24 protein-coding genes are annotated in these 26,991 nt (G+C 72.0%); 18 read left to right on the forward strand and 6 right to left on the reverse strand.

What is annotated here, in order from left to right:
• Positions 1 to 31: 31 nt before the first annotated feature.
• Positions 32 to 958 (forward strand): proline dehydrogenase family protein, encoded by a 927-nt coding sequence (locus tag ACFYUS_RS04240; RefSeq protein ID WP_388845553.1) that lies wholly within the window; start codon positions 32 to 34, stop codon positions 956 to 958.
• A 30-nt stretch (positions 959 to 988) separates the two neighbouring features.
• On the forward strand, positions 989 to 2,620 hold the full coding sequence (gene pruA / locus ACFYUS_RS04245) for an L-glutamate gamma-semialdehyde dehydrogenase (RefSeq protein ID WP_388845556.1): 1,632 nt from the start codon (positions 989 to 991) through the stop codon (positions 2,618 to 2,620).
• An 85-nt stretch (positions 2,621 to 2,705) separates the two neighbouring features.
• Here the strand turns inward: pruA and ACFYUS_RS04250 are convergent, their stop codons facing one another.
• The gene (locus ACFYUS_RS04250; protein WP_388845559.1) at positions 2,706 to 3,581 is read right to left on the reverse strand and encodes an alpha/beta fold hydrolase; all 876 of its coding nucleotides are present in this window, start codon (positions 3,579 to 3,581) and stop codon (positions 2,706 to 2,708) included.
• 96 nt (positions 3,582 to 3,677) lie between these two features.
• On the opposite strand from ACFYUS_RS04250, the gene ACFYUS_RS04255 reads away from it, so the two are divergent.
• The gene (locus tag ACFYUS_RS04255; RefSeq protein ID WP_388845562.1) at positions 3,678 to 4,214 is read left to right on the forward strand and encodes a GNAT family N-acetyltransferase; all 537 of its coding nucleotides are present in this window, start codon (positions 3,678 to 3,680) and stop codon (positions 4,212 to 4,214) included.
• A 7-nt stretch (positions 4,215 to 4,221) separates the two neighbouring features.
• Here the strand turns inward: ACFYUS_RS04255 and ACFYUS_RS04260 are convergent, their stop codons facing one another.
• Both ACFYUS_RS04260 and ACFYUS_RS04265 read right to left on the reverse strand, forming a co-directional pair.
• The gene (locus ACFYUS_RS04260; protein WP_388845564.1) at positions 4,222 to 4,956 is read right to left on the reverse strand and encodes a hypothetical protein; all 735 of its coding nucleotides are present in this window, start codon (positions 4,954 to 4,956) and stop codon (positions 4,222 to 4,224) included.
• Entirely contained in the window at positions 4,953 to 5,294 is a 342-nt protein-coding gene (locus ACFYUS_RS04265) for a PadR family transcriptional regulator (protein ID WP_388845566.1), read from the reverse strand. Before ACFYUS_RS04265 ends, ACFYUS_RS04260 begins: the two co-directional genes overlap by 4 nt.
• A gap of 383 nt (positions 5,295 to 5,677) precedes the next feature.
• On the opposite strand from ACFYUS_RS04265, the gene ACFYUS_RS04270 reads away from it, so the two are divergent.
• The 3 genes from ACFYUS_RS04270 (at position 5,678) to ACFYUS_RS04280 (ending at position 8,287) form a co-directional block, all read left to right on the forward strand.
• Positions 5,678 to 5,809 (forward strand): hypothetical protein, encoded by a 132-nt coding sequence (locus ACFYUS_RS04270; RefSeq protein WP_260461862.1) that lies wholly within the window; start codon positions 5,678 to 5,680, stop codon positions 5,807 to 5,809.
• 81 nt (positions 5,810 to 5,890) lie between these two features.
• Positions 5,891 to 6,931 (forward strand): 3-isopropylmalate dehydrogenase, encoded by a 1,041-nt coding sequence (locus tag ACFYUS_RS04275; RefSeq protein ID WP_388845569.1) that lies wholly within the window; start codon positions 5,891 to 5,893, stop codon positions 6,929 to 6,931.
• A 261-nt stretch (positions 6,932 to 7,192) separates the two neighbouring features.
• Complete coding sequence (locus ACFYUS_RS04280; protein ID WP_388845572.1) at positions 7,193 to 8,287, forward strand: branched-chain amino acid aminotransferase; 1,095 nt, start codon at positions 7,193 to 7,195, stop codon at positions 8,285 to 8,287.
• On the opposite strand, the gene ACFYUS_RS04285 is transcribed toward ACFYUS_RS04280, so the two are convergent.
• On the reverse strand, positions 8,288 to 9,712 hold the full coding sequence (locus ACFYUS_RS04285; protein ID WP_388845574.1) for a cytosine permease: 1,425 nt from the start codon (positions 9,710 to 9,712) through the stop codon (positions 8,288 to 8,290). It abuts the gene before it with no gap.
• Positions 9,713 to 9,858: 146 nt separating this feature from the next.
• On the opposite strand from ACFYUS_RS04285, the gene ureA reads away from it, so the two are divergent.
• The 9 genes from ureA (at position 9,859) to ACFYUS_RS04330 (ending at position 19,064) form a co-directional block, all read left to right on the forward strand.
• On the forward strand, positions 9,859 to 10,557 hold the full coding sequence (gene ureA, locus ACFYUS_RS04290) for an urease subunit gamma (RefSeq protein WP_388845577.1): 699 nt from the start codon (positions 9,859 to 9,861) through the stop codon (positions 10,555 to 10,557).
• Positions 10,557 to 12,239, forward strand: coding sequence for an urease subunit alpha (locus ACFYUS_RS04295; RefSeq protein WP_388845580.1), 1,683 nt, complete (start codon positions 10,557 to 10,559; stop codon positions 12,237 to 12,239). Before ureA ends, ACFYUS_RS04295 begins: the two co-directional genes overlap by 1 nt.
• Positions 12,240 to 12,248: 9 nt before the next feature.
• Positions 12,249 to 13,265: an agmatine/peptidylarginine deiminase gene (locus ACFYUS_RS04300; protein WP_388845582.1), complete on the forward strand. Its 1,017-nt coding sequence runs from the start codon at positions 12,249 to 12,251 to the stop codon at positions 13,263 to 13,265.
• A 45-nt stretch (positions 13,266 to 13,310) separates the two neighbouring features.
• Complete coding sequence (locus tag ACFYUS_RS04305) at positions 13,311 to 13,565, forward strand: hypothetical protein (RefSeq protein ID WP_388845585.1); 255 nt, start codon at positions 13,311 to 13,313, stop codon at positions 13,563 to 13,565.
• Positions 13,565 to 13,747: a hypothetical protein gene (locus ACFYUS_RS04310; protein ID WP_388845587.1), complete on the forward strand. Its 183-nt coding sequence runs from the start codon at positions 13,565 to 13,567 to the stop codon at positions 13,745 to 13,747. Before ACFYUS_RS04305 ends, ACFYUS_RS04310 begins: the two co-directional genes overlap by 1 nt.
• Before the next feature lie 96 nt (positions 13,748 to 13,843).
• The gene (locus tag ACFYUS_RS04315) at positions 13,844 to 14,389 is read left to right on the forward strand and encodes a TetR/AcrR family transcriptional regulator (protein ID WP_388845983.1); all 546 of its coding nucleotides are present in this window, start codon (positions 13,844 to 13,846) and stop codon (positions 14,387 to 14,389) included.
• Between the two features lie 74 nt (positions 14,390 to 14,463).
• The gene (locus tag ACFYUS_RS04320) at positions 14,464 to 15,777 is read left to right on the forward strand and encodes an MFS transporter (RefSeq protein ID WP_388845590.1); all 1,314 of its coding nucleotides are present in this window, start codon (positions 14,464 to 14,466) and stop codon (positions 15,775 to 15,777) included.
• A 281-nt stretch (positions 15,778 to 16,058) separates the two neighbouring features.
• Positions 16,059 to 17,675 (forward strand): citramalate synthase, encoded by a 1,617-nt coding sequence (gene cimA / locus ACFYUS_RS04325; protein ID WP_388845593.1) that lies wholly within the window; start codon positions 16,059 to 16,061, stop codon positions 17,673 to 17,675.
• A gap of 42 nt (positions 17,676 to 17,717) precedes the next feature.
• A complete protein-coding gene (locus ACFYUS_RS04330; RefSeq protein ID WP_388845596.1) occupies positions 17,718 to 19,064 on the forward strand; it encodes a hypothetical protein in 1,347 nt (448 codons plus the stop codon).
• Between the two features lie 27 nt (positions 19,065 to 19,091).
• Here ACFYUS_RS04330 and dnaN read toward each other — a convergent pair whose 3' ends face one another.
• The gene (dnaN, locus tag ACFYUS_RS04335; protein WP_388845598.1) at positions 19,092 to 20,195 is read right to left on the reverse strand and encodes a DNA polymerase III subunit beta; all 1,104 of its coding nucleotides are present in this window, start codon (positions 20,193 to 20,195) and stop codon (positions 19,092 to 19,094) included.
• A gap of 159 nt (positions 20,196 to 20,354) precedes the next feature.
• Here dnaN and ACFYUS_RS04340 point away from each other — a divergent pair, with 159 nt between their 5' ends.
• The gene (locus ACFYUS_RS04340; RefSeq protein WP_388845601.1) at positions 20,355 to 21,506 is read left to right on the forward strand and encodes a serine hydrolase domain-containing protein; all 1,152 of its coding nucleotides are present in this window, start codon (positions 20,355 to 20,357) and stop codon (positions 21,504 to 21,506) included.
• Between the two features lie 136 nt (positions 21,507 to 21,642).
• On the opposite strand, the gene ACFYUS_RS04345 is transcribed toward ACFYUS_RS04340, so the two are convergent.
• Positions 21,643 to 22,257 (reverse strand): YceI family protein, encoded by a 615-nt coding sequence (locus ACFYUS_RS04345; RefSeq protein WP_388845604.1) that lies wholly within the window; start codon positions 22,255 to 22,257, stop codon positions 21,643 to 21,645.
• A gap of 251 nt (positions 22,258 to 22,508) precedes the next feature.
• Between ACFYUS_RS04345 and ACFYUS_RS04350 the strand changes: the two genes are divergently transcribed.
• Together ACFYUS_RS04350 and ACFYUS_RS04355 are read left to right on the forward strand one after the other, a co-directional pair.
• Positions 22,509 to 23,018, forward strand: coding sequence for a hypothetical protein (locus tag ACFYUS_RS04350; protein WP_388845606.1), 510 nt, complete (start codon positions 22,509 to 22,511; stop codon positions 23,016 to 23,018).
• 96 nt (positions 23,019 to 23,114) lie between these two features.
• Positions 23,115 to 26,990 carry an endo-alpha-N-acetylgalactosaminidase family protein gene (locus tag ACFYUS_RS04355; protein WP_388845608.1) on the forward strand — a complete coding sequence of 1,292 codons (3,876 nt, stop codon included), beginning with the start codon at positions 23,115 to 23,117 and terminating at the stop codon, positions 26,988 to 26,990.
• Position 26,991 lies beyond the last annotated feature (1 nt).

The raw sequence follows: 26,991 nt of genomic DNA on the forward strand, positions 1-26,991 counted from the left end.
CTTTCGTCACCCTGTCCTTCTGGAGGTCCCCGTGCTGGGTCCCGTGATCCTCGCCGCGTCGCGCAGCGACAAGATGCGCCGTCTCGTTTCGGCCGCCCCCGGGACCAAGCAGGTCGTCGCCCGCTTCATCGCCGGCGAGACGGTCGACGACGTCGTCCCGATCGTCTCCGAGCTCAGCGGCCGCGGCCTGGAGGTCACCCTCGACGTCGTCGGTGAGGACATCACCACCGTCGAGCAGTCGTACGCCGCCCGGGACGCCTACCTGGAGCTCATCGGCCGGCTCAAGGAGCTGGGCCTCGGCGAGCGCGCCGAGATGTCCGTGAAGCTGTCGATGTTCGGCCAGTCCCTGGAGAACGGCCACGAGCTGGCCCTCGCGAACGTCCGCCCGGTCGTCGAGGCCGCCGCCGAGATCGGCACCACCGTCACCCTGGACGCCGAGGACCACACCACCCTCGACTCGATGTTCGCCATCCACGAGGAGCTGCGGAAGGACTTCCCGCAGACCGGCTGCGTCATCCAGGCCTACCTGTTCCGCACCGAGGCCGACGCCCGCCGCCTCGCCGCGAACGGCTCCCGCGTCCGGATCGTGAAGGGCGCCTACAAGGAGCCCGCCGAGGTCGCCATCCAGGACAAGCCCGAGATCGACAAGGCCTACGTCCGGATCATGAAGATCCTGATGGACGGCGAGGGCTACCCGATGATCGGCTCGCACGACCCGCGCCTGATCTCCATCGGCCAGGAGCTCGCCCGCCGCGCCGGGCGCAAGCTGGACGAGTACGAGTTCCAGATGCTGTACGGCATCCGCAGCGAGGAGCAGAACCGGCTCGCCGCCGAGGGCCACCGCATGCGCGTCTACACCGCGTACGGCACCGACTGGTACGGCTACTTCATGCGCCGCCTCGCGGAGAAGCCGGCCAACCTCCTCTTCTTCGTCCGCTCCATCCTCACCAAGGGCTGAGCCCACCTCTCACAAGGAGTATCGAGACTCATGGACGCTGTCACCCAGGTCCCCGCTCCGGTCAACGAGCCGGTGCACAGCTACGCCCCCGGTTCCCCGGAGCGCGCCCGCCTCGAGGTCAAGCTCAAGGAGCTGGCCGAGAACCCGCGTGAGCTGCCGATGACCATCGGCGGCGTGAAGCGCCTCGGCGGCGGCGAGGAGTTCAAGGTCGTCCAGCCGCACAACCACAAGGCCGTCATCGGCACCTTCCGCGGCGCCACCCAGCAGGACGCCCAGGACGCCATCGACGCGGCCCTGGCCGCGGCCCCGGCCTGGCGCGCGATGTCCTTCGACGACCGTGCCGCGATCATCCTGCGCGCCGCCGAGCTGCTCGCCGGCCCGTGGCGCGAGACGCTGGCCGCGTCCACGATGCTCGGCCAGTCGAAGACCGCCCAGCAGGCCGAGATCGACACCCCGTGCGAGCTCGTCGACTTCTGGCGCTTCAACGTGGCGTACGCCCGCCAGATCCTCGCCGAGCAGCCGCCGGCGAACTCCCCCGGCGTGTGGAACCGTCTGGACCACCGCCCGCTGGAGGGCTTCGTCTACGCGATCACGCCGTTCAACTTCACGGCCATCGCGGGCAACCTGCCCACCGCCCCCGCCCTCATGGGCAACGTGGTGGTCTGGAAGCCGTCCCCGACGCAGACCCACTCCGCCGTGCTCCTCATGGAGCTCCTGGAGGAGGCCGGCCTGCCGAAGGGCGTCATCAACCTGGTGACGGGCGACGGCATCGCCGTCTCCGAGGTGGCCCTGAACCACCGCGACCTGGCCGGCATCCACTTCACCGGCTCGACCAAGACCTTCCAGCACCTGTGGAAGACGGTCGGCAACAACATCGAGAAGTACCGCTCGTACCCGCGGATCGTCGGCGAGACCGGCGGCAAGGACTTCGTCGTCGCCCACCCCAGCGCCGACCGCGCCGTCCTGAAGACCGCGCTGAACCGCGGCTCCTTCGAGTTCCAGGGCCAGAAGTGCTCCGCGTCCTCGCGTGCGTACATCCCGGCGTCCATCTGGAACGACGGCTTCAAGGAGGAGTTCGCGGCCGAGATCGACGGCATCCAGATGGGTGACGTCACCGACCTGTCGAACTACATCGGCGCCGTCATCGACGAGCGTTCGTTCGCCAAGAACAAGGCGGCGATCGACCGTGCCGCGGCCGACCCGAGCTGCACGATCATCGCCGGCGGCACCTACGACGACTCGGTGGGCTACTTCGTCCGCCCGACCGTCATCGTCTGCGACGACCCGGAGAACGAGGTCTTCAAGGCCGAGTACTTCGGCCCGATCCTCGCGATCCACGTCTACGAGGACGACAAGTACGACGAGATGCTGACCCAGATGGAGTCGGTCTCGGACTACGCCCTCACCGGCTCGGTCATCTCCGGCGACCGCGCGGCCGCCGCGTACACGATGGAGAAGCTCCGCTTCGCCGCGGGCAACTTCTACATCAACGACAAGTCGACCGGCGCCGTCGTCGGCCAGCAGCCCTTCGGCGGCGGCCGCGCCTCCGGCACCAACGACAAGGCCGGCGCCCCGCAGAACCTGATGCGCTGGACGCTGACCCGCGCCATCAAGGAGACGCTGGTCCCGCCGACCGAGTACGGCTACCCGCACATGGGCTGACGCCCCCCGGCCTCCCAGAGGCCCCCTGACACCGCCCCCCTCCTCATTCCCCCAATCGAGGACGGGGGCGGTTCTCATGTCCCGGTCATTCCCCCACGTGCCGCTTCAGGAAGTCGCCGATGAGCGAGGCGATCCGCGGCGCGTGGGTCTCCAGGGCGAAGTGGCCCGTGGGCAGGAGGTGGATCTCGGCGTCCGGGAGGTCGCGGCGGAAGGCCTCGGCGCCGGCCGGGACGAAGACCTGGTCGCCCTCGCCCCAGACGGCGAGGAGGGGGACCCGGGAGGTGCGGAAGTACTCCTGGAAGGCGGGGTAGAGGGCGAAGTTGGAGCCGTAGTCGGCGATCAGGTCCAGCTGGATGCCGTCCTGGCCCGGGCGGGCCATGAGGGCGGCGTCGTGGTGCCAGGCGTCGGGGCTGAGGAGGTCGCGGTACTCGGCGGGGACGCCCGTCTCGTACTGCCAGCGGATGCCGTCGAGGGAGCGGATGGCGCGGACCGGGGCCTCGGTCTCGGGGGTGCGCTCCTCGATGAGGGCGAGGACGGGCGCCCAGGCCTCGGCGCCGAGGCCCTCCTCGTAGGCGTTGCCGTTCTGGGTGACGATCGCGGTGATCCGCTCGGGGTGGGCGAGGGCGAGGCGCAGGCCGATGGGGGCGCCGTAGTCCTGGATGTAGAGCGCGAACCGGTCGAGGCCGAGGGCCTCGGTGAACTCGACGGTGAGCGAGGCCAGTTCGGCGAAGGTGTACGGGAAGCCGGCGGGCGTCGCGCTGCGGCCGAAGCCCAGGTGGTCGGGGGCGATCAGCCGGTAGGAGTCGGCGAGCAGGGGGATCAGGTCGCGGAACATGTGCGAGCTGGTGGGGAAGCCGTGCAGCAGGAGCAGGACGGGGGCGTCGGCGGGGCCGGCCTCGCGGTAGGCGAGCTCGTGGCCCCGGACGGTGACGGTGCGGTGGTGGGTCGGCAGCACGGACATCGTTCTAACCCCTTAAGTCTTCTTCACTGGTTATGAGGAGATTCGATCAGGTCGGGATTAACCTGTCAATGGGGTGATGAGGGTTAGGGTGGGGGCATGGATGTCAGGATCGCGCCCACCCATGAACTCGGAGCCGCCCGGCTCCGCTCCGTACGCGAACTGCTCGACACCGCCTTCGACGGCGACTTCTCCGACGACGACTGGGACCACACCCTCGGCGGCGTCCACGCCTGGATCGAGGACGAGCGGGGCATCGCCGCCCACGGCGCCGTCGTGCAGCGGCGCGCGATCCACCGGGGGCGCTCGCACCGCGTCGGATACGTCGAAGGGGTCGCCGTACGGGGGGACCTCAGGCGCCGGGGGCTCGGCGGGGCGGTCATGGAGGAGCTGGAGCGGGTGATCGACGGGGCGTACCGCTTCGGGGCGCTCGGCGCCTCGGACGACGGGGCCGCGCTCTACCGGGCGCGCGGCTGGCGGGTCTGGGAGGGGCGCCTCGAAGCGCTCGGGCCCGAGGGGATCGTCCACCTCGCCGAGGAGGAGGGCCACGTCTTCCTGTGCCCCGCGGCCGGCCGGGCCCTGCCGGACCCCGCCGCCCCGCTGGTCTTCGACTGGCGGGACGGCGACGTGATGTGAGGGGCCGTCAGCCTCGGTCGGCGTCCTGTCGGGCGCGGCCCGCGGCCGTCTCCAGGGAGGAGGTCCAGACGGCCGAGAACATGGACGTGAGGGCGATCGCGATCGCCAGCCCGCCCGTGCCGAGCACCCCGACGAAGAACGCCGTCAGCGCGCCGCCGACCAGGACGCACCAGGCCGCGAGCACCGCCTTGCCCCGGCGGCTCAGGAACAGCCACCGCTGCGGAGCGGCCGGCGGCGCCCCCACCGTGCCCGCCGGGCCCGCGGTCGCCGCGCGCGGCCGCTTGAAGTAGCCGTACACCAGCCACTCCCCGCACAGCTCCCAGCCCTCCGGCGTGAGCTCGTCGAGGACGCGGCCGCGCCGGCGCCCGGCGGTCACCTCGCGGCGGTACTCCCAGCGCAGCGCCGACCCGGGCGTCCGGCGGCAGACGAACCGGCCGATCGCGTCGAGGGACTCCACCTCCCAGCCCTGGTCGCCGTGGACGGCCAGCATCCGGCGGTCGTTGAAGAAGTCGGCGGTCCACGTCCAGGACTCGGCGCGCTCGTCCGGCTCGCCGGGCGCGGGCGCGAGACCGCCGAGCTGCGCGGCGAACGCGGCGGCCGGGCCGAACTCCTCCTCCGGGGCCGCCCCCGTCTCCGCGAGGTGGGCCCGCAGGTCCTCGACGGTCGCGGCGATCTGCTCCTCCGGCACCTGGGCGGCGCGCAGCGCGGCGGAGAGTTCGGCGAAATAGGCGTCGGTGGTCATGGTGTCGTTCCCCCTGGACTGAGCATGGTCTGTACGGCGCGGTGGAAGGTCAGCCAGGCCCCGCTCTCCGCGGCGAGCCGCTCGCGGCCGAGGGCCGTGAGCCGGTAGTAGCGCCGCCCCGGGCCGCGCTCGGCGGCGCGGAACTCGGCCTCCACCAGGCCGGCCTCCTCCAGGCGGTTCAGGACGGGGTAGAGCGTCCCGCCCTTGATCTCGCCGAGCCCCGCCTCGGCGAGCGCCTTGGCGATCTCGTACCCGTAGCTCTCCCCGCTGGTCAGGCGGGAGAGGACGAGGAGGTCGAGGACTCCCTTGAGCCAGCTGGATCTGCGGTCTGCGGCCATGCGGTCATCACATCACTACCTAGGTAGGAATGCAATCTAGGTAGCTCCGGCGAGTTCCGTGCGGTCGCCGGCGTCCTCGGCGCACGCCGGACCGGGGCCGGGGATGACGGAGCGGCGCCCTCGACGGTGAGCGGCGGACTCGGGAGGGTGAGGCGCCGTCTCAGATAGTAGGAAGTCCGAGTAATTGTGGAGACAGATGAGGAGGCCTGCCCTAGCTTTGTAGAAGCCGAACGTCTCGCTTCATCAAGCGAATGGCGGTCGAGAGCGCGACGCCCTGTGCAGGCAACCCCTGCGGCGGCGCTCCCCGCCCCTTGCGGCGCCTTCGATCACAAGCTGATCTCCGCACATCCGGATCACCAATGATCTCAAGGAGTCGATCCCCCATGGCCACTCAGACCGCCCGCCGCGTCCGCCACTCCGCCAACCGTCCCAGCGACGAGGCCCGCCAGAACGCCGCCGCCGCCCTCCAGCGCGCCCTCGACCGCCGTGACAACGGCGGCTCCACCGGCCACTGAGACGTCCCTCCGCGGACTGGCACTTCGTCCACATGATGGACGTTACGTGTCAGACGATGGGACGAAGAGTAGGGTGCGGACATGTCTCACAGCATCAATCTCGCAGTCATTCCCGGCGACGGCATCGGCCAGGAGGTCGTGGCCCAGGGCCTCAAGGTCCTCGCGGCCGTCCTTCCCCAGGACGTGAAGCTGGAGACCGAGGAGTACGACTTCGGCGCCAAGCGCTACCACGCCACCGGTGAGACCCTCACCGACGCCGACCTCGACTCGCTCAAGAAGCACGACGCCATCCTGCTCGGCGCCATCGGCGACCCGTCGGTGCCGTCCGGCGTCCTGGAGCGCGGTTTCCTCCTGAAGCTCCGCTTCGCCTTCGACCACCACGTGAACCTGCGTCCCTCGAAGCTGCTCCCCGGCGTCGCCACCCCGCTCGCCGGGCAGCCCGAGATCGACTTCGTCGTGGTCCGCGAGGGCACCGAGGGCCCGTACACGGGCAACGGCGGCACCATCCGCAAGGGCACCGAGCACGAGGTCGCCACCGAGGTCTCGGTCAACACCGCCTTCGGTGTCGAGCGCGTGGTCCGGGACGCCTTCGCCCGCGCCCAGGCCCGCCCGCGCAAGAAGCTGACGCTGGTCCACAAGAACAACGTGCTGACCTTCGCCGGCCACCTCTGGACGAACATCTTCCACAAGGTCGCCGCCGAGTTCCCCGAGGTCACGACCGACTACCTGCACGTCGACGCCGCGACGATCTTCCTCGTCACCGACCCGGCCCGCTTCGACGTGATCGTCACCGACAACCTCTTCGGCGACATCATCACCGACCTCGCCGCGGCCGTCTCCGGCGGCATCGGCGTCGCCGCCTCCGGCAACATCAACCCGAGCGGCGAGTTCCCGTCCATGTTCGAGCCGGTCCACGGCTCCGCGCCGGACATCGCGGGCCAGGGCAAGGCCGACCCCACGGCCACCGTCCTCTCCGTCGCCCTCCTGCTGCGCCACCTCGGCTACGAGACCGAGGCCGCCCGCGTCGAGGAGGCCGTCGCCGCCGACCTCACCGAGCGCGGCGACAGCGTCCGCACCACGGACGAGATCGGCGACGCGCTCGCCGCGCGAGTAGCGAGCTGACCCGCGCCGACTGACATCAGCAGCAGCCGCCGGGTCGCAGAAGCGCCCGGCGGCTGTCCCCTGCGCGGCCGCGGGGCGCCACCACCCCCGAACCCCGGACCGCGCCCACCCGTTTTCCGCACAGGTCCCCACGGGCGATAATCGAACGTGGGGCCGCGGCATACGGGCATGCCCGGACGCCGCCTCGTCAGGGACAGCCGTCCCCGACGGTGACGTACGCGCGCGGTCCTCCCCATCACAACCGGTGAAGGACACGCACTCATGACGACGCCCACGATCGAGCTCAAGCCCTCCTCCAGCCCGCTGTCCGCCGCGGAGCGCGAGGCGATCCTGGCCAACCCGGGATTCGGCCGCCACTTCACCGACCACATGGTCACCATCCGGTGGACCGAGGGCCGCGGCTGGCACGACGCCCAGCTCGTGCCGTACGGTCCGCTCTCCCTGGACCCCGCCACGAACGTCCTGCACTACGCGCAGGAGATCTTCGAGGGCCTGAAGGCCTACCGCCGCCCCGACGGCTCGGTCGCCACCTTCCGCCCCGACGCCAACGGACGCCGTTTCCAGCGCTCCGCGCACCGCCTCGGCATGCCCGAGCTGCCCGTCGAGACCTTCGTCGAGGCCTGCGACGTCCTCGTCCGGCACGACGAGGCCTGGGTTCCGGCGCACGGCGGCGAGTCCTCGCTCTACCTGCGCCCGTTCATGATCGCGACCGAGGTCGGCCTCGGCGTCCGCCCGGCCAACGAGTACCTCTTCGTCGTCATCGCCTCCCCGGCCGGCCCGTACTTCTCCGGCGGCGTGAAGCCCGTCTCCATCTGGGCCTCCGAGGACCGCGTCCGCGCCGTCCCCGGCGGCATGGGCGACGCCAAGACCGGCGGCAACTACGCGGCCTCCCTCCTCGCGCAGGCCGAGGCGGCGGCCAAGGGCTGCGACCAGGTCTGCTACCTCGACGCGGTCGAGCACAAGTGGGTCGAGGAACTCGGCGGCATGAACCTGTACTTCGTGTACGGCAACAAGATCGTCACCCCGACCCTCACCGGCTCCATCCTGGAGGGCATCACCCGCGACTCCCTCCTCCAGCTCGCCAAGGACCTCGGCTACGAGCCCGAGGAGGGCCGCGTCTCCATCGACCAGTGGCAGGCCGACACCGCGAACGGCACCCTCACCGAGGTCTTCGCCTGCGGCACCGCCGCCGTCATCACCCCGGTCGGCACGGTCAAGTCCGCCCGGGGCGAGTGGCAGCAGTCGGGCGGCGAGCCCGGCGAGGTCACGATGAAGCTGCGCGAGGCGCTGCTCGCCGTCCAGACCGGGAAGTCCGAGGACGTCCACGGCTGGATGCACGAACTCGGCAAGCAGTAACTACTCCGTCGCCGCCAGGGCTTCCGGGGCCGTCGTCACGGTCTCGGAAGCCCTGTTCGGCGTCAGTACGGCGTACAGCGCGCCGCCCACGATCCCCGAGAACACGAAGCTGCAGTCGATCCCGCCCGTCAGGGCGAGCAGCGGCCCCTCGTAGAGCGGCGTCGACACCGCGGCCAGGCCGACCGCCGCCCCGACCGCCCAGGAGACGGTGGCGCGCGGGTGCCAGCCCGCCGAGAACCAGTAGATCCCGCCGCGCGAGCGCTTGTTGAAGACCTGGAGCGCCTCCGGGTCGTACACGCCGCCGCAGCGCGCGTGCCCGATCAGGGTGATCACCGCCCACGGGGTGCCGATCGCGGTGAGCAGCAGCACGAACGAGGTCATCGCCGACTGGGCGTCCGAGGCGAAGTGGCCGAGGAAGACGAAGAACGTCGCCACCGCCGCGACCACGAGGGTGGCACGCGCGCGCGTGGCCTTCGGCAGGATCGCGTCGAGGTCGAGCCCCATCGAGTACAGCATCAGGCCGGCGTTGCCGACGGAGCCGGCGGTGGCGGCGATCAGCAGCGGTACGAGGTACCAGACGGGGGACGCCGCGACGAGCGGGCCCGCGTAGTCCAGGCCGCCGCGGGCCGCCAGGGCGGTGAAGGTGCCGAAGAGCTGCGGGATCAGCAGGCCCACGGTCAGGCCCAGGCAGGTGGCCCGCCACACGGTCTTCGGGCTGTGCCGCTCGGGGGAGACGTACCGGGTGTAGTCGCCCAGGAGGGTGATGAAGGCGACCGGTCCGCTGAGTCCCGCCGCGACGGCGGAGAGCAGCCAGGTCGGCCAGAAGGAGCCGAGCAGGTACGGGACGTCCGGCACCGCCGCCGTCGTGAAGTCCCCGGCGTAGGCGACCAGGCCGATGGCGAGGAGCACCGTCATGCCGACCGCGAGCGCCTTGCTCAGCTTGAGCAGCAGCCGGTAGCCGTACACCGCGCCCACCACGGTGCAGGCGGCCAGGACCGCGTAGGCGGTGGCGTGGGCCGCGCCGCCGGCCGGCAGGCCGATCAGGCGGGCGAGCGTGCCCACCATCACGTCACCGCCGATCCAGAGGGTCAGCGCGGTGTAGCCGAGCGAGAGCAGCAGCCCGACCACGGAGCCCACGAGCCGGCCCCGGACGCCGAAGAAGGCGCCGGACGAGGTGGAGAGGTTGGTCGCGGTGCGGAGCGACACGAGCGCGAGCGGGGCGGTGACCGCGACGCCGACGAGGGTTCCGGTGACGACGGAGGTCACCGAGGCCCAGAAGCCCAGTCCGAAGGAGACCGGCAGCCAGCCGAAGACGATCACCCCCAGACAGAGGTTGGATCCGAGCAGGATCGACATCAGGTCGCGGGGGCCGCTGGTGCGTTCGGCCTCGGGGATGGTGTCGACTCCGCGCTGTTCTATCGCCATGGGTACTCCTGCGGGGCGAGCGGGACGGTTTTAGAGCGGCGCTCAATGTGACCTACGCCTGTCGGCGACGTCAATGCTTGGAAGAGTGCGTCTCAACATTTAGAGTGTCGCTCAAACGTGTCGCAATTGCAGGAGGTGTTTGGGGCGTGAGACTGACCCCCACGGAACGCGACCGGCTGCTTCTCTTCGGTGCCGCCGAGCTCGCCCGCGCCCGCCGGGCCCGAGGCCTGCGGCTCAACGTGCCCGAGGCGACCGCGCTCATCGCGGACACCGTCTGCGAGGCGGCCCGCGACGGCAAGCGACTCGCCGAGGCGATCGAGGCGGCCCGCGCCGTCCTCGGCCCCGACGACGTCCTGCCCGGCGTCGCCGACGTGGTCACCGAGGTCCACGTCGAGGCCGTCTTCGACGACGGCTCACGGCTCGCGGTCGTCTCCGCCCCGATCGGCGGGGGCGGCCTGGGCGCCGAGGCACCGGGCGCGCTGCTGCCCGGCCCCGGTCACCCCGAGCAGGAACCCGCCGTCCGGATGACCGTACGGAACACGGCGACGGTCCCCGTGAGCGTCACCTCCCACTTCCACTTCTTCGAGGTCAACCCGCGCCTCGACTTCGACCGGGCCGCCGCCTACGGCATGCGGCTCGCCATCCCCGCCGGGGCCTCCTTCCGCTTCGACCCGGGCGGCGAGGCCGAGGTCGGGCTCGTGCCGATCGGCGGCGCCCGCGTCGCCATCGGCTTCGCGGGCCTGGTCGACGGCCCGCTGGACGCGCCGGGCGCGAAGGAAGAGGCCCTGCGGCGTGCGGCGGCCTGCGGATATCTCGGTGCCGACGCCCCGAAGGAGGGGAACTGATGGACCCGTACGAGTACGCATCCGTCCACGGCCCCCGTGCCGGTGACCGGGTCGTCCTGGGCGACTCCGGGCTCGTCGTCCGCGTCGAGTCGGACGCGCAGAAGCCCGGAGACGAGTTCCTGGCCGGCTTCGGCAAGACCGCCCGCGACGGCCTCCACCTCAAGGCCGCGGCCGTCCGCGAGACCTGCGACGTCGTCATCAGCAACGTGCTGGTCATCGACGCCGTGCAGGGCATCCGCAAGGTGTCGATCGGCATCCGCGAGGGCCGGATCCACGCGATCGGGCGGGCCGGCAACCCCGACACCCTCGACGGCGTCGACGTCGTCGTCGGCACCGGCACCTCGATCGTCTCCGGCGAGGGCCTCATCGCCACCGCCGGCGCCGTCGACACCCACGTCCACCTGCTCTCGCCCCGCATCATGGAGGCCTCGCTCTCGAGCGGCGTCACCACGATCATCGGCCAGGAGTTCGGCCCCGTCTGGGGCGTCGGCGTCAACTCGCCCTGGGCGCTCAAGCACGCCTTCAACGCCTTCGACGCCTGGCCGGTCAACATCGGCTTCCTCGCCCGCGGCTCCTCCTCGGACCCGGCACCGCTGGTGGAGGCCCTCGCCGAGGGCGGGGCGTCCGGCTTCAAGGTCCACGAGGACATGGGCGCCCACACCCGCGCCCTCGACACCGCCCTGAGGGTCGCCGAGGAGCACGACGTCCAGGTCGCACTGCACTCGGACGGCCTGAACGAGTGCCTGTCCGTCGAGGACACCCTGCGCGTCCTCGACGGCCGGACGATCCACGCCTTCCACATCGAGGGCTGCGGCGGCGGACACGTCCCCAACGTCCTGAAGATGGCGGGCGTGCCGAACGTCATCGGCTCCTCCACCAACCCCACCCTGCCCTTCGGCCGGGACGCGGTCGCCGAGCACTACGGGATGATCGTCTCCGTCCACGACCTGAAGACCGACCTCCCGGGCGACGCCGCCATGGCGCGCGACCGGATCCGGGCCGGGACGATGGGCGCGGAGGACGTCCTGCACGACCTCGGCGCGATCGGGATCACCTCCTCCGACGCGCAGGGGATGGGAAGGGCCGGCGAGACCGTACGCCGGACCTTCGCCATGGCCGGGAAGATGAAGGCCGAGCTGGGCCCGCTGGAGGGCGACGGCGCGCACGACGACAACGCGCGCGTCCTCCGCTACATGGCCAAGCTCACCCTCAACCCGGCGATCGCCCACGGCCTCGCGCACGAGATCGGCTCGATCGAGGTCGGCAAGCTCGCCGACATCGTGCTGTGGCGGCCCGAGTTCTTCGGCGCCAAGCCCCAACTGGTGCTGAAGTCCGGCTTCCCCGCGTGGGGGGTCGTGGGCGATCCGAACGCCGCCACCGACACCTGCGAACCGCTCGTGCTCGGGCCGCTGTTCGGCGCGCACGGCGCCACGGCCGCCGACCTCTCCGTCGCGTTCGTCGCGCAGGCCGCCGTCGACCTCGGCGCCGACGCCATGCCGACCCGCCGCCGCCGGGTCGCCGTGCGCGGCACCCGGGGCATCGGCCCCGCCGACCTGCGGTTCAACTCCCGCATCGGCGACGTGCAGGTCGACGGCCGGACCGGCCTCGTCTCGCTCGACGGCTCCCCGATCCGCTCCGAGGCGGCCGAGTCCGTCTCCCTCAACCGCCTCTACTTCCTCTAGGACTCATCCATGACCTTCCGCATGCCCGCCGAGTGGACGCCGCACGAGCGCACCTGGATGGCCTGGCCCAGCCCCAACCCCACCTTCACCGACGAGCAGGAGCTCACCGAGGCCCGCGAGGCCTGGGCGGCGGTGGCCCGCACCGTCCGCCGCTTCGAGCCGGTCACGATGGTCGTCGCCCCCGGCGACGCCGACTCGGCCCGCGCGCTCCTCGGCGAGGACATCGACCTGGTCGAGCGCGAGCTCGACGACGCCTGGATGCGGGACATCGGCCCGACCTTCGTCACCGACGGCACCGAACTCGCCGCCGTGGACTGGGTGTTCAACGGCTGGGGTGCCCAGGACTGGGCCCGCTGGGAGCACGACTCCAAGATCGCCCGCCATGTCGCGGACGCGGCGGGAGTCCCCGTGCAGTCGTCCCCCCTGGTCAACGAGGGCGGCGCGATCCACGTCGACGGCGAGGGCACGGTCCTCCTCACCGACACCGTCCAGCTCGGCTCCGGCCGCAACCCCGAGTGGACCCGCGAGCAGGTCGAGCAGGAGATACACGCCAAGCTCGGCACGACCAAGGCCATCTGGCTCCCGCACGGCCTCGCCGGCGACTACGGCCTCTACGGCACCCAGGGCCACGTCGACATCGTCGCCGCCTTCGCCCGCCCCGGCACCGTCCTCGTCCACAGCCAGCAGGACCCGGCCCACCCCGACCACGTGCGCTCGAAGACGTACGTCGAGATCCTGCGCGCCCAGACCGACGCCCAGGGCCGCCCCCTGGAGGTCATCGAGGTCCCCGCCCCGACCGTCCTCAAGGACGAGGAGGGCGACTGGGTCGACTACTCCTACATCAACCACTACCTCTGCAACGGCGGCGTCGTCCTCTGCTCCTTCGACGACCCCCACGACGAGGTCGCGGCCGAGATCTTCCGCCGCCTCTTCCCCGACCGCGAGGTCGTCCTCACCGACGCCCGCACGATCTTCGCGAGCGGCGGCGGCATCCACTGCATCACCCAGCAGCAGCCGGCGGTCTGAGAAAACCGCCGGTCACGGCCGCGCGCTCGACGAGAGCGTGCGGCCATGCCCGTACCGCATCCCGGCGGCGACTACGCCATCACCACGATGTACTCCGTCCCCGACGACGCCTGGTACCTGGAGCTGGACCACATCGCCGGGCAGCGGACGGTCATGACCGCGATCGTGCCGGACGAGGACCCGGCGCGGGAGCCGACCGTGTGCGTCGACCCCGTGTCGGGCCACCCTCACATCCCGTACGAGGTCGTGTGCTGGTCCATGGCGCACGTGGCCCACGAGATCGAGACCTCCCGCGCCTGATGGCGCTCCGCCCCGACCTGGTCGAGGTGATCCACGGTCTGCGGCAGGAGTCCCCGGGCTGCGTCGACGACGAGGAACCGGCACCCGTCCTCGCCCGGCTGCGCGCCGCCGTGCCCGGGGCCGACCTCGCCGACGTCATGCCGCACGCCTTCGGGCGCGGGGCCGACGGCCGCATCCTGTAGAACGTACGAGTGAGTCAGAGCAGCAACCCGACCCCCTCCCACCCCCGCCGGCGCAACCAGGCCGCACCGCCCCGCGAGGACGTGCTCGCCGCCGCGATGGACACCATCGCCGAGCGCGGGCTCGACGGGCTCACCATGGCCGGGCTCGGGCGGCAGGTGGGGATGAGCAGTGGGCATCTGCTCTACTACTTCCGCACCAAGGACGAGCTGCTGCTGCAGACGCTGGAGTGGAGCGAGGGGCGCCTCGGGGCCGAGCGCAGTGCGCTGCTGTCCCGGCCGGGGACGGCGCGGGAGCGGCTCGACGGGTACGTGGACGTGTACGTGCCCGACGGGCCCCGGGACCCGCACTGGACGCTGTGGCTGGAGGTGTGGAACCGGTCGCAGAACGCCGATGACGACGCCCGCGCCCGGCAGGCCGCCATCGAGGGGGCCTGGCACCGGGACCTGGTGGCGATCCTCGCCGAGGGGGTCTCGCGGGGGGAGTTCCGGGCCGTCGACCCGGACCGGTTCGCGACCCGGATGAGGGCCCTGCTCGACGGCTTCAGCGTGCACGTCGCCGTCGGCATCCCGGGCACGGGGCGGGGACAGGTCCTCGCGCACGTGCGGGAGTTCATCGAGCAGGACCTGCTGGCGCGACCGTAAGGCACGTAAGTACTCCCGATCGTTGCGCGTTGCGCCCTTGTTGGTGCCGCGCTTCCTCCGGCACGGTCCTGCCCATGGGACGAGAGCACTGGAAGAAGATCTGGGTCGGTTCCGCGGGCAACATGGTCGAGTGGTTCGACTGGTTCGTGTACGCGAGCTTCGCCCCCTACTTCGCGGGGGCCTTCTTCCCCGAGGGGGACGACACCGCGAAGCTCATGAACACCGCCGGCATCTTCGCCGTCGGCTTCTTCATGCGGCCGGTCGGCGGCTGGCTCCTCGGCCGGGTCGGCGACCGGAAGGGGCGGAAGGCCGCGCTCACGCTCACCGTGACGCTGATGTCCGCCTCCGCCGTGCTGATCGCGATCGCGCCCACGTACGCCGTCGCCGGGTACGGCGGTGCGGTCGTGCTGCTGCTCGCCCGGCTGCTCCAGGGCCTCTCCGTCGGCGGCGAGTACGCGGCCAGTGCCACCTACCTGACCGAGGCCTCCGCGCCGGAGCACCGGGGCTTCGCGTCCAGCTTCCAGTACGTGTCGATGACCGCCGGGCAGATCCTCGGCCTCGGCCTGCTGCTCGGCCTCCAGCACACCCTGTCCGAGGAGGCCCTGCACGCCTGGGGCTGGCGCGTCCCCTTCGTCGTCGGCGCCCTCGGCGCGGCCGTCGTCTTCTACCTGCGCCGCACCATGCTGGAGACCGAGGTGTACGAGGAGGGCTCCGGCGCCGACAGCGGCGACCGCGGCACCCTCAGGGCCCTGTGGGCGCACAAGCGGGAGGCCTTCCTCGTCGTCGCGCTCACCATGGGCGGGACCGTGGCGTACTACACGTACACCACCTACCTCACGAAGTACCTGTCCAACTCCGCCGGGCTGCCCAAGCCGACCGCCACCCTGGTCTCCCTCTGCGCCCTCGTCGTCTTCGCCTGCCTCCAGCCGCTCGCCGGCCGGCTCTCCGACCGGATCGGCCGCCGCCCGCTCCTCATCACCTTCGCGGTCGGCTCCACGCTCCTCACCGTCCCGATCCTGACGATGCTCAAGCACGCGGGCTCCTTCTGGCCGGCCCTCGGGCTCTCCCTCCTCGCGCTCGTCGTCGTCACCGGCTACACCTCGATCAACGCCTGCGTGAAGGCCGAGCTCTTCCCGACCGGGGTCCGCGCCCTCGGCGTCGCCCTGCCGTACGCGATCGCCAACGCCCTCTTCGGCGGCACCGCCGAGTACGTGGCGCTCTGGTTCAAGAACGCCGGCGTCGAGTCGGGCTTCTCCTGGTACGTGGCGGGCTGCGCGGCCGTCTCGCTGATCGTGTACGTGACGATGCGCGAGACCCGCGCCATCGACCTGGGCCGCGTCGGCGCCGCCCCGGCCGCCCGGAAACGAGATCAACTGCCCGTATCGTGAGACCGCCGTCCCCCGGAAACACGACCTGTGCCAGACTTCCGGCGTGCTTGCTACCACGATGATTATCGGCAGCGGCGCGCCGGTCCGCAGTGGCCACTGAATCGCGGAACACCCCCGCGGCAGTGGACACCGTGCCCCAGACCCGCGCGCAGACCTCTCGCACCCGCGAGGGGTTTTTTCGTTTTCCGGCCCCACCCACGTCGGAAACGGGCGACGCGTGAGAATGGGGGCAAGTGGATCCATACCTTCCGGACCCACATCCGACAGGAGCCATCACAGCCATGACCACGGAGAACGCCGAGAGCTCGCGCCTCGACGACAGCTTCCATGTCTTCGACACGACCCTGCGCGACGGCGCGCAGCGTGAAGGCATCAACCTCACCGTCGCGGACAAGCTGACCATCGCCCGGCACCTCGACGAGTTCGGCGTGGGCTTCATCGAGGGCGGCTGGCCCGGCGCCAACCCGCGCGACACGGAGTTCTTCGCCCGCGCCCGGCAGGAGATCGCGTTCAAGAACGCGCAGCTCGTCGCCTTCGGCGCCACCCGCCGGGCCGGCGGGAACGCCGCCGAGGACCCGCAGGTCAAGGCGCTCCTCGACTCCGGCGCTCCGGTGATCACCCTGGTCGCCAAGTCGCACGACCGGCACGTCGAACTGGCCCTGCGCACCACCCTCGACGAGAACCTGGAGATGGTCCGCGACACCGTCTCCCACCTGGTCTCCCAGGGCCGCCGCGTCTTCGTCGACTGCGAGCACTTCTTCGACGGCCACCAGGCGAACCCGGACTACGCCAAGGCCGTGGTCCGCGCCGCGCACGAGGCCGGCGCCGACGTCGTCATCCTCTGCGACACCAACGGCGGCATGCTCCCCGCCCAGATCCAGGCCGTCGTCGCCGCCGTCCTCGCCGACACCGGCGCCCGCCTGGGCATCCACGCCCAGGACGACACCGGCTGCGCCGTCGCCAACACCCTCGCCGCCGTCGACGCGGGCGCCACCCACGTGCAGTGCACCGCGAACGGCTACGGCGAGCGGGTCGGCAACGCCAACCTCTTCCCCGTCGTCGCGGCCCTGGAGCTCAAGTACGGCAAGAAGGTCCTCCCCGAGGGCGCCCTCGCCGAGATGACCCGGATCTCGCACGCCATCGCCGAGGTCGTCAACCTCACCCCCTCCACCCACCAGCCGTACGTCGGCGTCTCCGCCTTCGCCCACAAGGCCGGCCTGCACGCCTCCGCGATCAAGGTGGACCCCGACCTCTACCAGCACATCGACCCCGAACGGGTCGGCAACACCATGCGGATGCTGGTCTCCGACATGGCCGGCCGCGCCTCCATCGAGCTCAAGGGCAAGGAGCTCGGCGTCGACCTGGGCGGCGACCGCGAACTCGTCGGCCGGGTCGTCGAACGGGTCAAGGAACGCGAGCTCAAGGGCTACACCTACGAGGCCGCCGACGCCTCGTTCGAACTGCTGCTCCGCGAGGAGGCCGAGGGCCGGGCCCGCCGCTACTTCCGTACGGAGTCCTGGCGCGCGATCGTCGAGGACCGCCCCGACGGCACCCACGCCAACGAGGCGACCGTGAAGCTCTGGGCCAAGGGCGAGCGGATCGTCGCCACCGCCGAGGGCAACGGCCCGGTCAACGCCCTCGACCGGGCGATCCGGACCGGCCTGGAGCGGATCTACCCGCAGCTCGCCAAGTTCGAGCTGATCGACTACAAGGTCCGCATCCTGGAGGGCCGCCACGGCACCGAGTCCACGACCCGCGTCCTGATCACCACCAGCGACGGCAACGGCGAGTGGGCCACGGTCGGCGTCGGCGAGAACGTCATCGCCGCGTCCTGGCAGGCCCTGGAGGACGCCTTCACGTACGGCCTGCTGCGTGCCGGGATCGATCCCGCCGAATAGCCCCGCATGTTCGCTTTGGTCCGGTTCGGGTAGCTTCGAACCATGAGGACCAGGGCGATATCGACGGGATCGGCCCTCGGCGGGCTGCTCCTGCTCCTGCTGCTGGTCCTGGCGCCCCTCGCGGGCGCCAGGGCCACGGGCGTGTCCGACGCGGCCGCCGCCCTGAAACGGGGCCCGGTCTACGTCGACCCGGGCGCCGCCGGCCAGCTCTCCACGGCCGACGCGAAGAGCCTCGCGCAGAAGATCAAGGACGCGGACAAGCCGCTCTTCGTGGCGGTGCTCCCCGCGAACGCGCAGTTCCCGCCCCAGGGCCTCATCGACAACCTGCGCGCCCAGACCGGCATCGCCGGCCTGTACGCGGTGCGCCTCGGCGACCGCTTCGACGCGGGCGTCGACCCGGCGATCATGTCCCCGGCCGCCGTGGACAACCTCGTCACCTCCGTCCGCGCGCCCGGCGTCGACGCGGCCACCGAGCTGAACAACTTCGTCGACCAGGCCCTGCCCGCGATGCGCGGCTCCGCCCCCGCCACCTGGGGCTCCGCCGGTACGGACTCCGGGGTCCCCGTCGCCGGGCTCGTCGCCCTCGGCGCGGTCGTCGTCGCCGGCGGCGCGGGAGCCTACGCCGTCGTCCGCCGCAACCGGCGCCGCAAGGAGGCCGAGGAGCGCGCCGCCCTCGACCGGCTGCGGGTCGTCGTCGACGAGGACATCACCGCCTTCGGCGAGGAGCTGGAGCGCCTCGACTTCCACCCCGCCGAAGCGGGCGCCGACGACGCCATGCGCGGCGACTACGAGCGCGCCCTCGACTCGTACGACCGCGCCAAGTCCCTCATGGGCGCGGTCACCCGGCCGCACGAGGTCCGCGGCGTCACCCAGGCCCTGGAGGACGGCCGTTTCTCCCTCGCCGTCCTGGCCGCCCGCCGCGAGTCCCGTCCGCTCCCCGACCGGCGGCCGCCCTGCTTCTTCGACCCCCGCCACGGCCCCTCCACCGCGGACCGCACCTGGACCCCGCCCGGCGGCTCCGCCCGCGAGGTCCCGGTCTGCGCCGCCGACGCGGCCCGCCTCGACGACGGCCTCGACCCCGTGGCCCGCACCGTCGACACCGACACCGGCCGCCGCCCCTACTGGGAGGCGGGCCCCGCCTACGGCCCCTGGGCCGGCGGCTACTTCGGCGGCGGCATGCTCCCCGGCCTCCTCGTGGGCACCATGCTCGGCTCCATGCTCTCCACCCCGGCCTACGCCTCCGAGTACGGCGGCGGGGACTTCGGGGGCTTCCAGGGCGGCGACTTCAGCGCCGGGGACTTCGGTTCGGGCGACTTCGGCGGCGGCGACTTCGGGGGCGGCGGGGACTTCGGCGGGGGCGGCGGATTCGACGGCGGCGGCGGGTTCTAGTACCCCTGAGGAGTACTCCCGAGGAGCTCAGACCAGCGGCTTCACCGACATCAGCAGATGGCGGTGGGCGGCCTCCGGGCCGTCGGTGAGGAGGGCGCGCTGGCCCGGGCCCAGGAGGTGGAAGTGGACCTCGGGGGCGTCCAGGGAGCCGAGGGCGTCCAGGAGGTAGCCCGGATTGAAGGCGACCGTCAGGGATTCCGAGCCCGTGAGGGTGGCGGGCAGGTGCTGGGAGGCCACGTCGTCCTCGTACCCCGCCTGGAGGTGGAGGCCGGCGGGGGAGAAGGACAGCTGGACCGGGCTGTCGCCCTCCGCGACGACCGCGACCCGCTTGACGGCCTCGGTCAGCGGGGCCAGCGGGGTGACCGCGAGGGCGTGCTCGCCGAGGGCGAAGAGCTTGTCGTGGCGGGGGAGGCGGCCGTCGAGCAGCCGGGTGGTGGTGCGGGTGCCGGCGCTCTCGAAGCCGAGGGAGCCGGAGTCGAGGGCGAGGCGGGCGGGGCCCGTGCCGGCGAGGGAGCGGGCGATCTCGGTGAGACGGCGGGCCGGGACGACCACGTCGGCGCCCTCCGCGGGGGCGCCGGCCTCGGGCTTCCACTCCAGGGTGCGGACGGCGTACCGGTAGCGGTCGGTGGCGGCCAGCGTCATGGTGCCGCCGTCCAGGGCGAGCCGTATCCCGGTCAGGACGGGCAGCGAGTCGTCGCGGCCCGCGGCCACGGCGACCTGGCCGACCGCCGCCGCGAAGGCGTCCCCGTCCACGAGCCCGCGCACCTCGGGCAGCGCGGGCGCGGCGGGGTAGTCGTCGAGCGGCAGCAGGGAGAGGCCGAAGCGGGCGCCGCCCGAGGTCACCGAGAGGCGGGCGCCCTCCACGGCGAGCTCGGTGACGCCCCGGGGGAGCACCTTGCAGATGTCGAGCAGACGCCGCCCGAGGACCAGCGCCCGGCCGTCGACGGCGGTGTCGGCCTCGACCTCGATGCGGGCCGAGGCCTCGTGGTCGAGGCCCGAGACGCGCAGTCTCCCGTCCGCCGCCTCCAGGAGCAGGCCGCCGAGGACGGGCATGGGGGAGCGGGCGGGCAGGACGCGCGCGGCCCAGGCCACGGCGTCGGTCAACACGGCGCTGTCGATGCGGAATTCCATGCCGGCGACGCTAGCGACCGCCACTGACAACGGCGTCTACCTGCGGTTTCGGACGTGCCCGGGGAAGGTTCCGGTGAACTCCCGCGAGCGGGAAGGAAAACGCGTCCATGATCGTTGTTTCGTCCGTTTGCGACAGCGATACACAGGGGGAGCAGAGCCATGACCGAAGTCCACGGCACGGTGGAGCCCGGATACGAGTCCGTGCGGGAGGTGTTCGCGGAGATCGCCGCGAACGAGGCACGGGACGGCGGCGCCCAGCTCGCCGTCCACCACCACGGCCGGCTCGTCGTCGACCTCTGGGGAGGTGACGGCGTCGACGGCGACTCCCTGCTCGCGCTCTACTCCTCGTCCAAGGGGGCCATGGCCCTGATCGCCGCGCTCCTCGTCCAGGACGGCGTCCTGGACCTGGACCGCACGGTCGCCTCCTGGTGGCCCGAGTTCGCCGCCGAGGGCAAGGGCGGGCTCACCCTCCGGCAGCTGCTCGCCCACCGCTCGGGCGTGATCGGCGTGGACGACGGCTTCTCGATGGAGGAGCTCGCCGACGACCGCCGGATCGCCGCCCGTCTCGCGACGCAGCGCCCCTTCTGGGAGCCGGGCACCGGCCACGGCTACCACGCCCTGGTCGTGGGGGCCCTCGTCGGAGAGGTGGTCCTGCGGGCCACCGGCCGGACGATCCAGGAGATCTACGAGGAGCGGGTCCGCGTCCCGTACGGGCTCGACTACTACCTCGGGCTCCCCGAGGAGCTCGAACCCCGGTTCCGCACGGCCCTGCCGCTGGAGCCCACCCCCGCCGAGCAGGAGTTCCTCGCGGCGCACCCGGTCGCCCCCGACAGCCTCATGGCCATCGCCTTCAACCTCCACGCCGACCCGCCGTTCGACAATCCGGCCTACGGCAACTCCCGAGCCGTGCGGGTGAAGGCACCGCTCTCCGGCGGTGGCGTCGGCACCGCGCGCGGCCTCTCCCGGATGTACGCGGCGATCGCGGGCGAGCTCGACGGCCGCCCGCCGCTCCTCGCCCCCGGGACCCTGGCCGAGTTCGCCCGGATCCACTCCCGGGGCACCGACCTGGTGACCGGCGGGGACAACGCCTTCGGCCTCGGCTTCGTCCCCCTGTCCACCCGCTACCCGTCTCTCGGCCCCGGCGCCATCGGCCACAGCGGCGCCCCCGGCTCCCAGTCCTTCGTCGACCCCGCGGCCGGCCTCGCCTACAGCTACGCCCGCCGCCGCTTCGGATTCATGTCGGGCCCGGGCGCGGCCGAGAACGGCCGCCTGATCCCGACGGTCGTCGAGGCGGCGGCCAAGGCCGCCTGACCCGGCCGCTCCCGGAAACGCCGAGCGCCCGCCTTCCGCTGATGCGGAGGGCGGGCGCGCTCGTGCGTCCGGGGTCGGACGGGGGGTCCGGGAAGGGTTCCGGGAAGGGGGTCCGGAAGGGGTTTCCCGGAAGGGGTCAGGCGGCGTTCTTGATGGCGGAGATGTCGAAGTTCAGCTTGACCTTGTCGCTGACCATGACGCCACCGGTCTCCAGGGCCGCGTTCCAGGTCAGGCCCCACGCGGAGCGCAGGATCTCGGCGGAGCCCTCGAAGCCGACGCGCTCGTTGCCGTAGACGTCCGTGGCGGTGCCGTTGAACTCCAGGTCGATGGAGAGCGGCTTGGTGACGTCCTTGATGGTCAGGTCGCCGGTGACGCGGTACTTGTCGCCGCCCAGCTGCTCGGCGCTGGTGGAGCGGAAGGTCATCAGCGGGAACTGCTCGGCGTCGAAGAAGTCACCGCTGCGCAGGTGGCCGTCGCGGTCGCCGATGCCGGTGTCGATGGAGGCGATCTTGACGTCGATCGAGGCGGTGGAGGAGCCCGGGTCGGAGCCGTCGAGCTTCAGCGAGCCCTCGTGCTCGGCGAAGGTGCCGCGGACGTTGGTGACCATCGCGTGACGGACGGTGAAGCCGATGCTGCTGTGTGCCGGGTCGATGGTGTACTCGCCGGTCAGGGCGGCCAGTGCCGGGTCGACCGGGAGGGTGGCGGTGGCGACGGCGGACTCGGTGGTGTTCTTGCGGCCGAAGAGACCCATGACGTGCTCCTTGTCGGTGTTTGTTGAACCTTCAACGAGAACGACTGTAGCCCTATTCCGTTCAACTTTCAACAGCTAGGGAAGACGTTCATCCGAAAGGCGTCACGACGCCATCGACGCCCTCTGGCGGACGCGCGTAGAACTACGGCACCATCTCCCTGCGCGACCGGATCCACCGGCTCCGCCCGCGCCACCGGCACCACCTGCACAGCCGTCCCCACCCGTCACGGTCACCAGCAGGAGGCAACCCCGTGAAGCTCCGCTCCGTCCTCACCGCGCTCGGCCTCGTCCTCGGCGCCCTGTTCGCCCCCGGATTCGGCGCCCTCTCCAGCGCCACCGACGCCCACGCGGTCACCAAGATCAGCCACGCCACCGCGACCTCGATGTTCCGGTCCTCCGGGATCACCTGGTCCTCGTCCGGCAACTGCTCGGACCGCTACAACTCCACCTGTACGTCCTTCGAGCAGCTCAACCTCCCCACCGCCCAGGGCGCCCAGACCCTCAAGAGCGCCAGCGGCTGCGCCCTCAACATCACCGGAGGCACCGAGACCGGCCACGCGAGCGGCACCTACTCGCACTGGAACGGCTACAAGCTCGACCTCAGCAAGTACACCTGCATCGGGAGCTACATCAAGAACACCTTCACCTACATCGGCCTGCGCGGCGACGGCGCCCCGCAGTGGCAGTCCGGCGCGGGCAACGTCTACGCCGACGAGGGCAGCCACTGGGACGTGACCTTCTACAACTGCGGCGGCTGCTGAGCGACTTGGACTAACCGGAGGGGGTTGTTGGACTGGCGGGGCCGTCCGCGGACGATCTCGTTGACGGTGATCCGTCACCCGGGCCAACTAGAGCGCATGTCGCACCCATACCCCTCCGCTCCCTCCGCGGCGCGGCGGCTCCGCACGGCCTGTGCGCTGGCCGCCGCCACCTCCGCCGTGCTCGCGCTGGCCGGACCGGCCAGCGCGGGCACGCCCGCCGAGAACCCCGCCGCCACGGCCGCCGAAGGCGCCGCCGTCATCGGCTCCGACCAGCTCTCCGTCGCCGTCGCCGAGGACTTCCCCCGCGTCCTGTCGTACACCGACCGCGCGAGCGGCGCCCGTCTCCTCGGGAGTACGGCCCCGGTCACGCAGGTCGTGCTCAACGGCACCGCCCACGCCGTCCAGGCCGAGGGCGCCCCCGTCCTGACCGCCGACTCCGCCGCGTACACCCTCGCCTTCCCCGACCTGCCCGGTGTCGAGATCGACGCCGTCCTGAGCGTCGACGGCCGGACCACCACCTTCAAGGTGACCGCCGTCCGCGACACCGAGACCTTCCGCGTCGGCACGATCGACGTCCCCGGCCACGACCTGGTCTCCGTCGGCTCCTCGGACCCCGGCGCCGCGACCGCCTTCACCCGGCTGGACCCGGACTCCACCCGTACCGCCGACGTCTTCGCCCAGGTCACCGACGCCACCGCCGCCGAGACGAACCCGGTCGGCGCCAGCTACGCGATCGTCAACACCGGACGGCTCGCCGCCGCCGTCGAGTCCAACTCCAGCTACGACAAGCCCTCCGGCGCCTCCGCCCGCGACGGCGCCCGCTTCTGGCACCAGGCCCGCAGGAGCGGCACCGAGACCCGCGTCGGCGTCTGGTCCGGCCAGTGGACCTACCGCGGCGCCGGCGCCCCGCAGCCCGAGACCGGCGACGACCTGCCCTGGGCGAAGGTCGTCGTCACCCCCGACGCCAACGCCGACGGAGCCGTCGACTGGCAGGACGGCGCCGTCGCCTTCCGCGCGATCGGGATCAAGGCCCCCGGCAGCGACCGGACCCCGGACCGGGTCGTCGCCCACATCCCGTTCAACTTCGCCTCCCAGGCCACCCACCCCTTCCTGCGCACCCTCGACGACGTCAAGCGGATCTCGCTCTCCACGGACGGACTCGGCCAGTTCGCCCTGCTCAAGGGGTACGCCTCCGAGGGCCACGACTCGGCCCACCCCGACTACGGCGGCAACTACAACAAGCGCGCCGGCGGCCTCGCCGACCTCAACACCCTCCTCAGGGAAGGCAAGAAGTGGGGCGCCGGCTTCGGCGTCCACGTGAACGCCACCGAGTCGTACCCCGAGGCCCACCACTTCAGCGAGACCCTCGTCGACAAGACGAAGCCCGGCTGGGACTGGCTGGGCCAGAGCTACTACATCGACCAGCGCCGCGACATCAACAGCGGCGACCTCGCCCGCCGCTTCAAGCAGCTCCGCGACGAGACCGACCCCAACCTGTCGATGCTCTACATCGACGTCTACTACACGCACGGCTGGATCGCCGACAAGACGATGCAGGCCGTCCAGGCGCAGGGCTGGAACGTCGCCACCGAGTTCTCCGAGGCGTTCGAGCGGGCCTCCCTCTGGTCCCACTGGGCCAACGACCTCGACTACGGCGGCGCCACCAACAAGGGCTTCAACTCGAAGATCATCCGCTTCATCCGCAACAGCGAGAAGGACACCTGGAACAACCACCCGGTCCTCGGCCAGACCGCCCTCGTCGACTTCGAGGGCTGGACCGGCGAGACCGACTGGAACGCCTTCTCCGCCAACATCTGGCAGCGCGACCTGCCCGCCAAGTACCTCCAGCACCAGAGGATCACCCGCTGGAACGGCGACGACATCACCTTCACCGGCGGCGTCCGCGGCACCGTCGAGAACGGCCGCCGCACCTTCTACGACAACGGCCGCAAGGTCCTCGACGGGGACAGCTACCTGCTCCCCTGGGACGGCGGCAAGAAGCTCTACCACTACAACAAGTCCGGCGGGAAGAGCAGCTGGGCCGTGCCCGGATCCACGCGCGCGTACACCGTGTACAAGCTCACCGACAACGGGCGCGTGAAGACCGGCACCGTGCGCCCCTCCGGCGGACTGATCACCCTCGACGCCGTCGCCGGACAGCCCTACGTCCTCTACCCCGACAGCGCCCCCGCGCAGACCGCCCCGCAGTGGGGCCAGGGCACCCCGGTGAGGGACCCCGGCTTCAACGACGCGAAGCTCGGCGCCTGGACCAAGGCCGGCGCCGTCGCCCGCGACACCGACGACCAGGGCCGCAACAGCGCGAAGCTCAGCGGCACCGCCACCGCCTCGGTCCGCCAGCGGATCACCGGCCTCACCCCCGGCGAGCGGTACACCGCCTCCGCCCTCATCGAGGTCGAGCCCGGAAAGACCCGGCCCACCACCCTCTCCGCCGGCGGCGCCTCCGTCACCGTCGAGCGCTCCTCCCTGGAGGACCGGGTCGCCGCCTCCGACTGGAACGGCACCCGCCTCCAGCGCGCCAAGGTCACCTTCACCGCACCCGCCGACGGCTCCGTCCCGCTGCGGATCGAGGCCGCGAGCGGCAGCCCGGCGACCGCCCGGATCGACGACGTGCGGATCGTCGCCAACGCCCCGGCGACGAAGCCGGGGACGGTCGCGTACGAGGACTTCGAGGCCGTCGACCAGGGCTGGGGCCCCTTCCTCAAGGGCGACGCGGGCGGCACCACCGACCCGCGCACCCACATCGCCCAGCTGCACGCCCCGTACACCCAGGCCGGCTGGAACGGAAAGCCGATCGACGACGTCATCGGCGGCGGCGAGAGCCTCAAGTCCCACGACGAGAACAGCGGACTCGTCTACCGGACCGCGCCCTGGACCGTCCCGATGAAGGACGGCCACAGCTACCGCGTCGAGTACGACTACCAGTCCAGCCGCGCGGGCGCGTACGAGTGGGTCACCGGCTACGACCGTACGACCGGCAACGGACCGGCCGTCGAGACCCGGCGCACGCCGATCGGACAGCAGCGGACCACCGGGCACTTCGCCGAGACCGTCACCGCCGGCTGCGGCGACACCTGGACCGGCCTGCGCAAGCGCGAGGACGCCCCGGAGGGCGCCGACTTCGTCCTCGACGGCTTCACCGTCACCGACCTCGGCCCGGCCGCCGAGCGCGCCGCCTGCGGCACGCTCACCGTCACCGCGCCCGAGACCCTGGAGCCCGGCCGCCCGAACCAGGTCACGGCCACCTTCGGCAACGACGAGGCCGCCGACGTCACCGGCGCCCAGGCCGTCCTCGACCTCCCCGAGGGCTGGACCGCCGAACCCGCCGCGCCCGTCGCCCTCGGCACGGTCGCCCCGGGCGCGAAGGCCACCGCCACCTGGCAGGTGACCCCGCCGGTGGACGCGGCCTACCAGCCGTACCCGCTGGGCGCCTCCGTGGCGTACGTCCTGGGCGGCGACTCCAGGAAGCTCACCGCCGCCACCACCGTCCGCACCCTGCCCCCGCCGCCCACCGCCGACAGCTGGGCCGGCGACCTCGACTGGACCTCGGCCGCCAACGGCTGGGGACCCGTCGAGCGGGACCTCTCCAACGGCGAGACCGGCGCCGGCGACGGCACCCCGCTGCGGATCGGCGGAGTGACGTACGCCAAGGGCCTGGGCACCCACGCCCCGGCCAAGGTCCGCTACTACCTCGGCGGCCGGTGCGCCTCGTTCACCGCCGAGGTCGGGGTGGACGACGTCCAGGCCACCCGGGGCAGCGTCCAGTTCAGCGTCCTCGCGGACGGCGCCGAGAAGGTGAAGTCCCCGGTCCTCAAGGCCGCCGACCCGGCCTGGTCGCTCACCGCCGACGTCACCGGCGCCTCCTACGTCGACCTGGTGGTCGGCGACGGCGGCGACGGGAACGGCAACGACCACGCGGACTGGGGGAGCGCCCGCTTCCACTGCGGGAGCTGAC

It is taken from the genome of Streptomyces sp. NPDC004284 (assembly GCF_042874035.1).
Taxonomy (GTDB): domain Bacteria; phylum Actinomycetota; class Actinomycetes; order Streptomycetales; family Streptomycetaceae; genus Streptomyces.

Excerpts from the sequence above, each read along its gene's own strand:
- dnaN (WP_388845598.1), bottom strand. The coding sequence starts at position 20,195 with ATGGAATTCCGCATCGACAGCGCCGTGTTGACCGACGCCGTGGCCTGG.
- ACFYUS_RS04260 (WP_388845564.1), bottom strand. The coding sequence starts at position 4,956 with ATGACCACCGACGCCTATTTCGCCGAACTCTCCGCCGCGCTGCGCGCC.
- ACFYUS_RS04330 (WP_388845596.1), top strand. The coding sequence starts at position 17,718 with ATGAGGACCAGGGCGATATCGACGGGATCGGCCCTCGGCGGGCTGCTC.
- ACFYUS_RS04285 (WP_388845574.1), bottom strand. The coding sequence starts at position 9,712 with ATGGCGATAGAACAGCGCGGAGTCGACACCATCCCCGAGGCCGAACGC.
- ACFYUS_RS04275 (WP_388845569.1), top strand. The coding sequence starts at position 5,891 with ATGTCTCACAGCATCAATCTCGCAGTCATTCCCGGCGACGGCATCGGC.
- ACFYUS_RS04280 (WP_388845572.1), top strand. The coding sequence starts at position 7,193 with ATGACGACGCCCACGATCGAGCTCAAGCCCTCCTCCAGCCCGCTGTCC.
- ACFYUS_RS04310 (WP_388845587.1), top strand. The coding sequence starts at position 13,565 with ATGGCGCTCCGCCCCGACCTGGTCGAGGTGATCCACGGTCTGCGGCAG.
- pruA (WP_388845556.1), top strand. The coding sequence starts at position 989 with ATGGACGCTGTCACCCAGGTCCCCGCTCCGGTCAACGAGCCGGTGCAC.
- ACFYUS_RS04320 (WP_388845590.1), top strand. The coding sequence starts at position 14,464 with ATGGGACGAGAGCACTGGAAGAAGATCTGGGTCGGTTCCGCGGGCAAC.
- ACFYUS_RS04340 (WP_388845601.1), top strand. The coding sequence starts at position 20,355 with ATGACCGAAGTCCACGGCACGGTGGAGCCCGGATACGAGTCCGTGCGG.
- ACFYUS_RS04295 (WP_388845580.1), top strand. The coding sequence starts at position 10,557 with ATGGACCCGTACGAGTACGCATCCGTCCACGGCCCCCGTGCCGGTGAC.
- ACFYUS_RS04315 (WP_388845983.1), top strand. The coding sequence starts at position 13,844 with ATGGACACCATCGCCGAGCGCGGGCTCGACGGGCTCACCATGGCCGGG.
- ACFYUS_RS04265 (WP_388845566.1), bottom strand. The coding sequence starts at position 5,294 with ATGGCCGCAGACCGCAGATCCAGCTGGCTCAAGGGAGTCCTCGACCTC.
- ACFYUS_RS04305 (WP_388845585.1), top strand. The coding sequence starts at position 13,311 with ATGCCCGTACCGCATCCCGGCGGCGACTACGCCATCACCACGATGTAC.
- ACFYUS_RS04355 (WP_388845608.1), top strand. The coding sequence starts at position 23,115 with ATGTCGCACCCATACCCCTCCGCTCCCTCCGCGGCGCGGCGGCTCCGC.
- ACFYUS_RS04250 (WP_388845559.1), bottom strand. The coding sequence starts at position 3,581 with ATGTCCGTGCTGCCGACCCACCACCGCACCGTCACCGTCCGGGGCCAC.
- ACFYUS_RS04345 (WP_388845604.1), bottom strand. The coding sequence starts at position 22,257 with ATGGGTCTCTTCGGCCGCAAGAACACCACCGAGTCCGCCGTCGCCACC.
- ACFYUS_RS04270 (WP_260461862.1), top strand. The coding sequence starts at position 5,678 with ATGGCCACTCAGACCGCCCGCCGCGTCCGCCACTCCGCCAACCGTCCC.
- ACFYUS_RS04300 (WP_388845582.1), top strand. The coding sequence starts at position 12,249 with ATGACCTTCCGCATGCCCGCCGAGTGGACGCCGCACGAGCGCACCTGG.
- ACFYUS_RS04255 (WP_388845562.1), top strand. The coding sequence starts at position 3,678 with ATGGATGTCAGGATCGCGCCCACCCATGAACTCGGAGCCGCCCGGCTC.
- cimA (WP_388845593.1), top strand. The coding sequence starts at position 16,059 with ATGACCACGGAGAACGCCGAGAGCTCGCGCCTCGACGACAGCTTCCAT.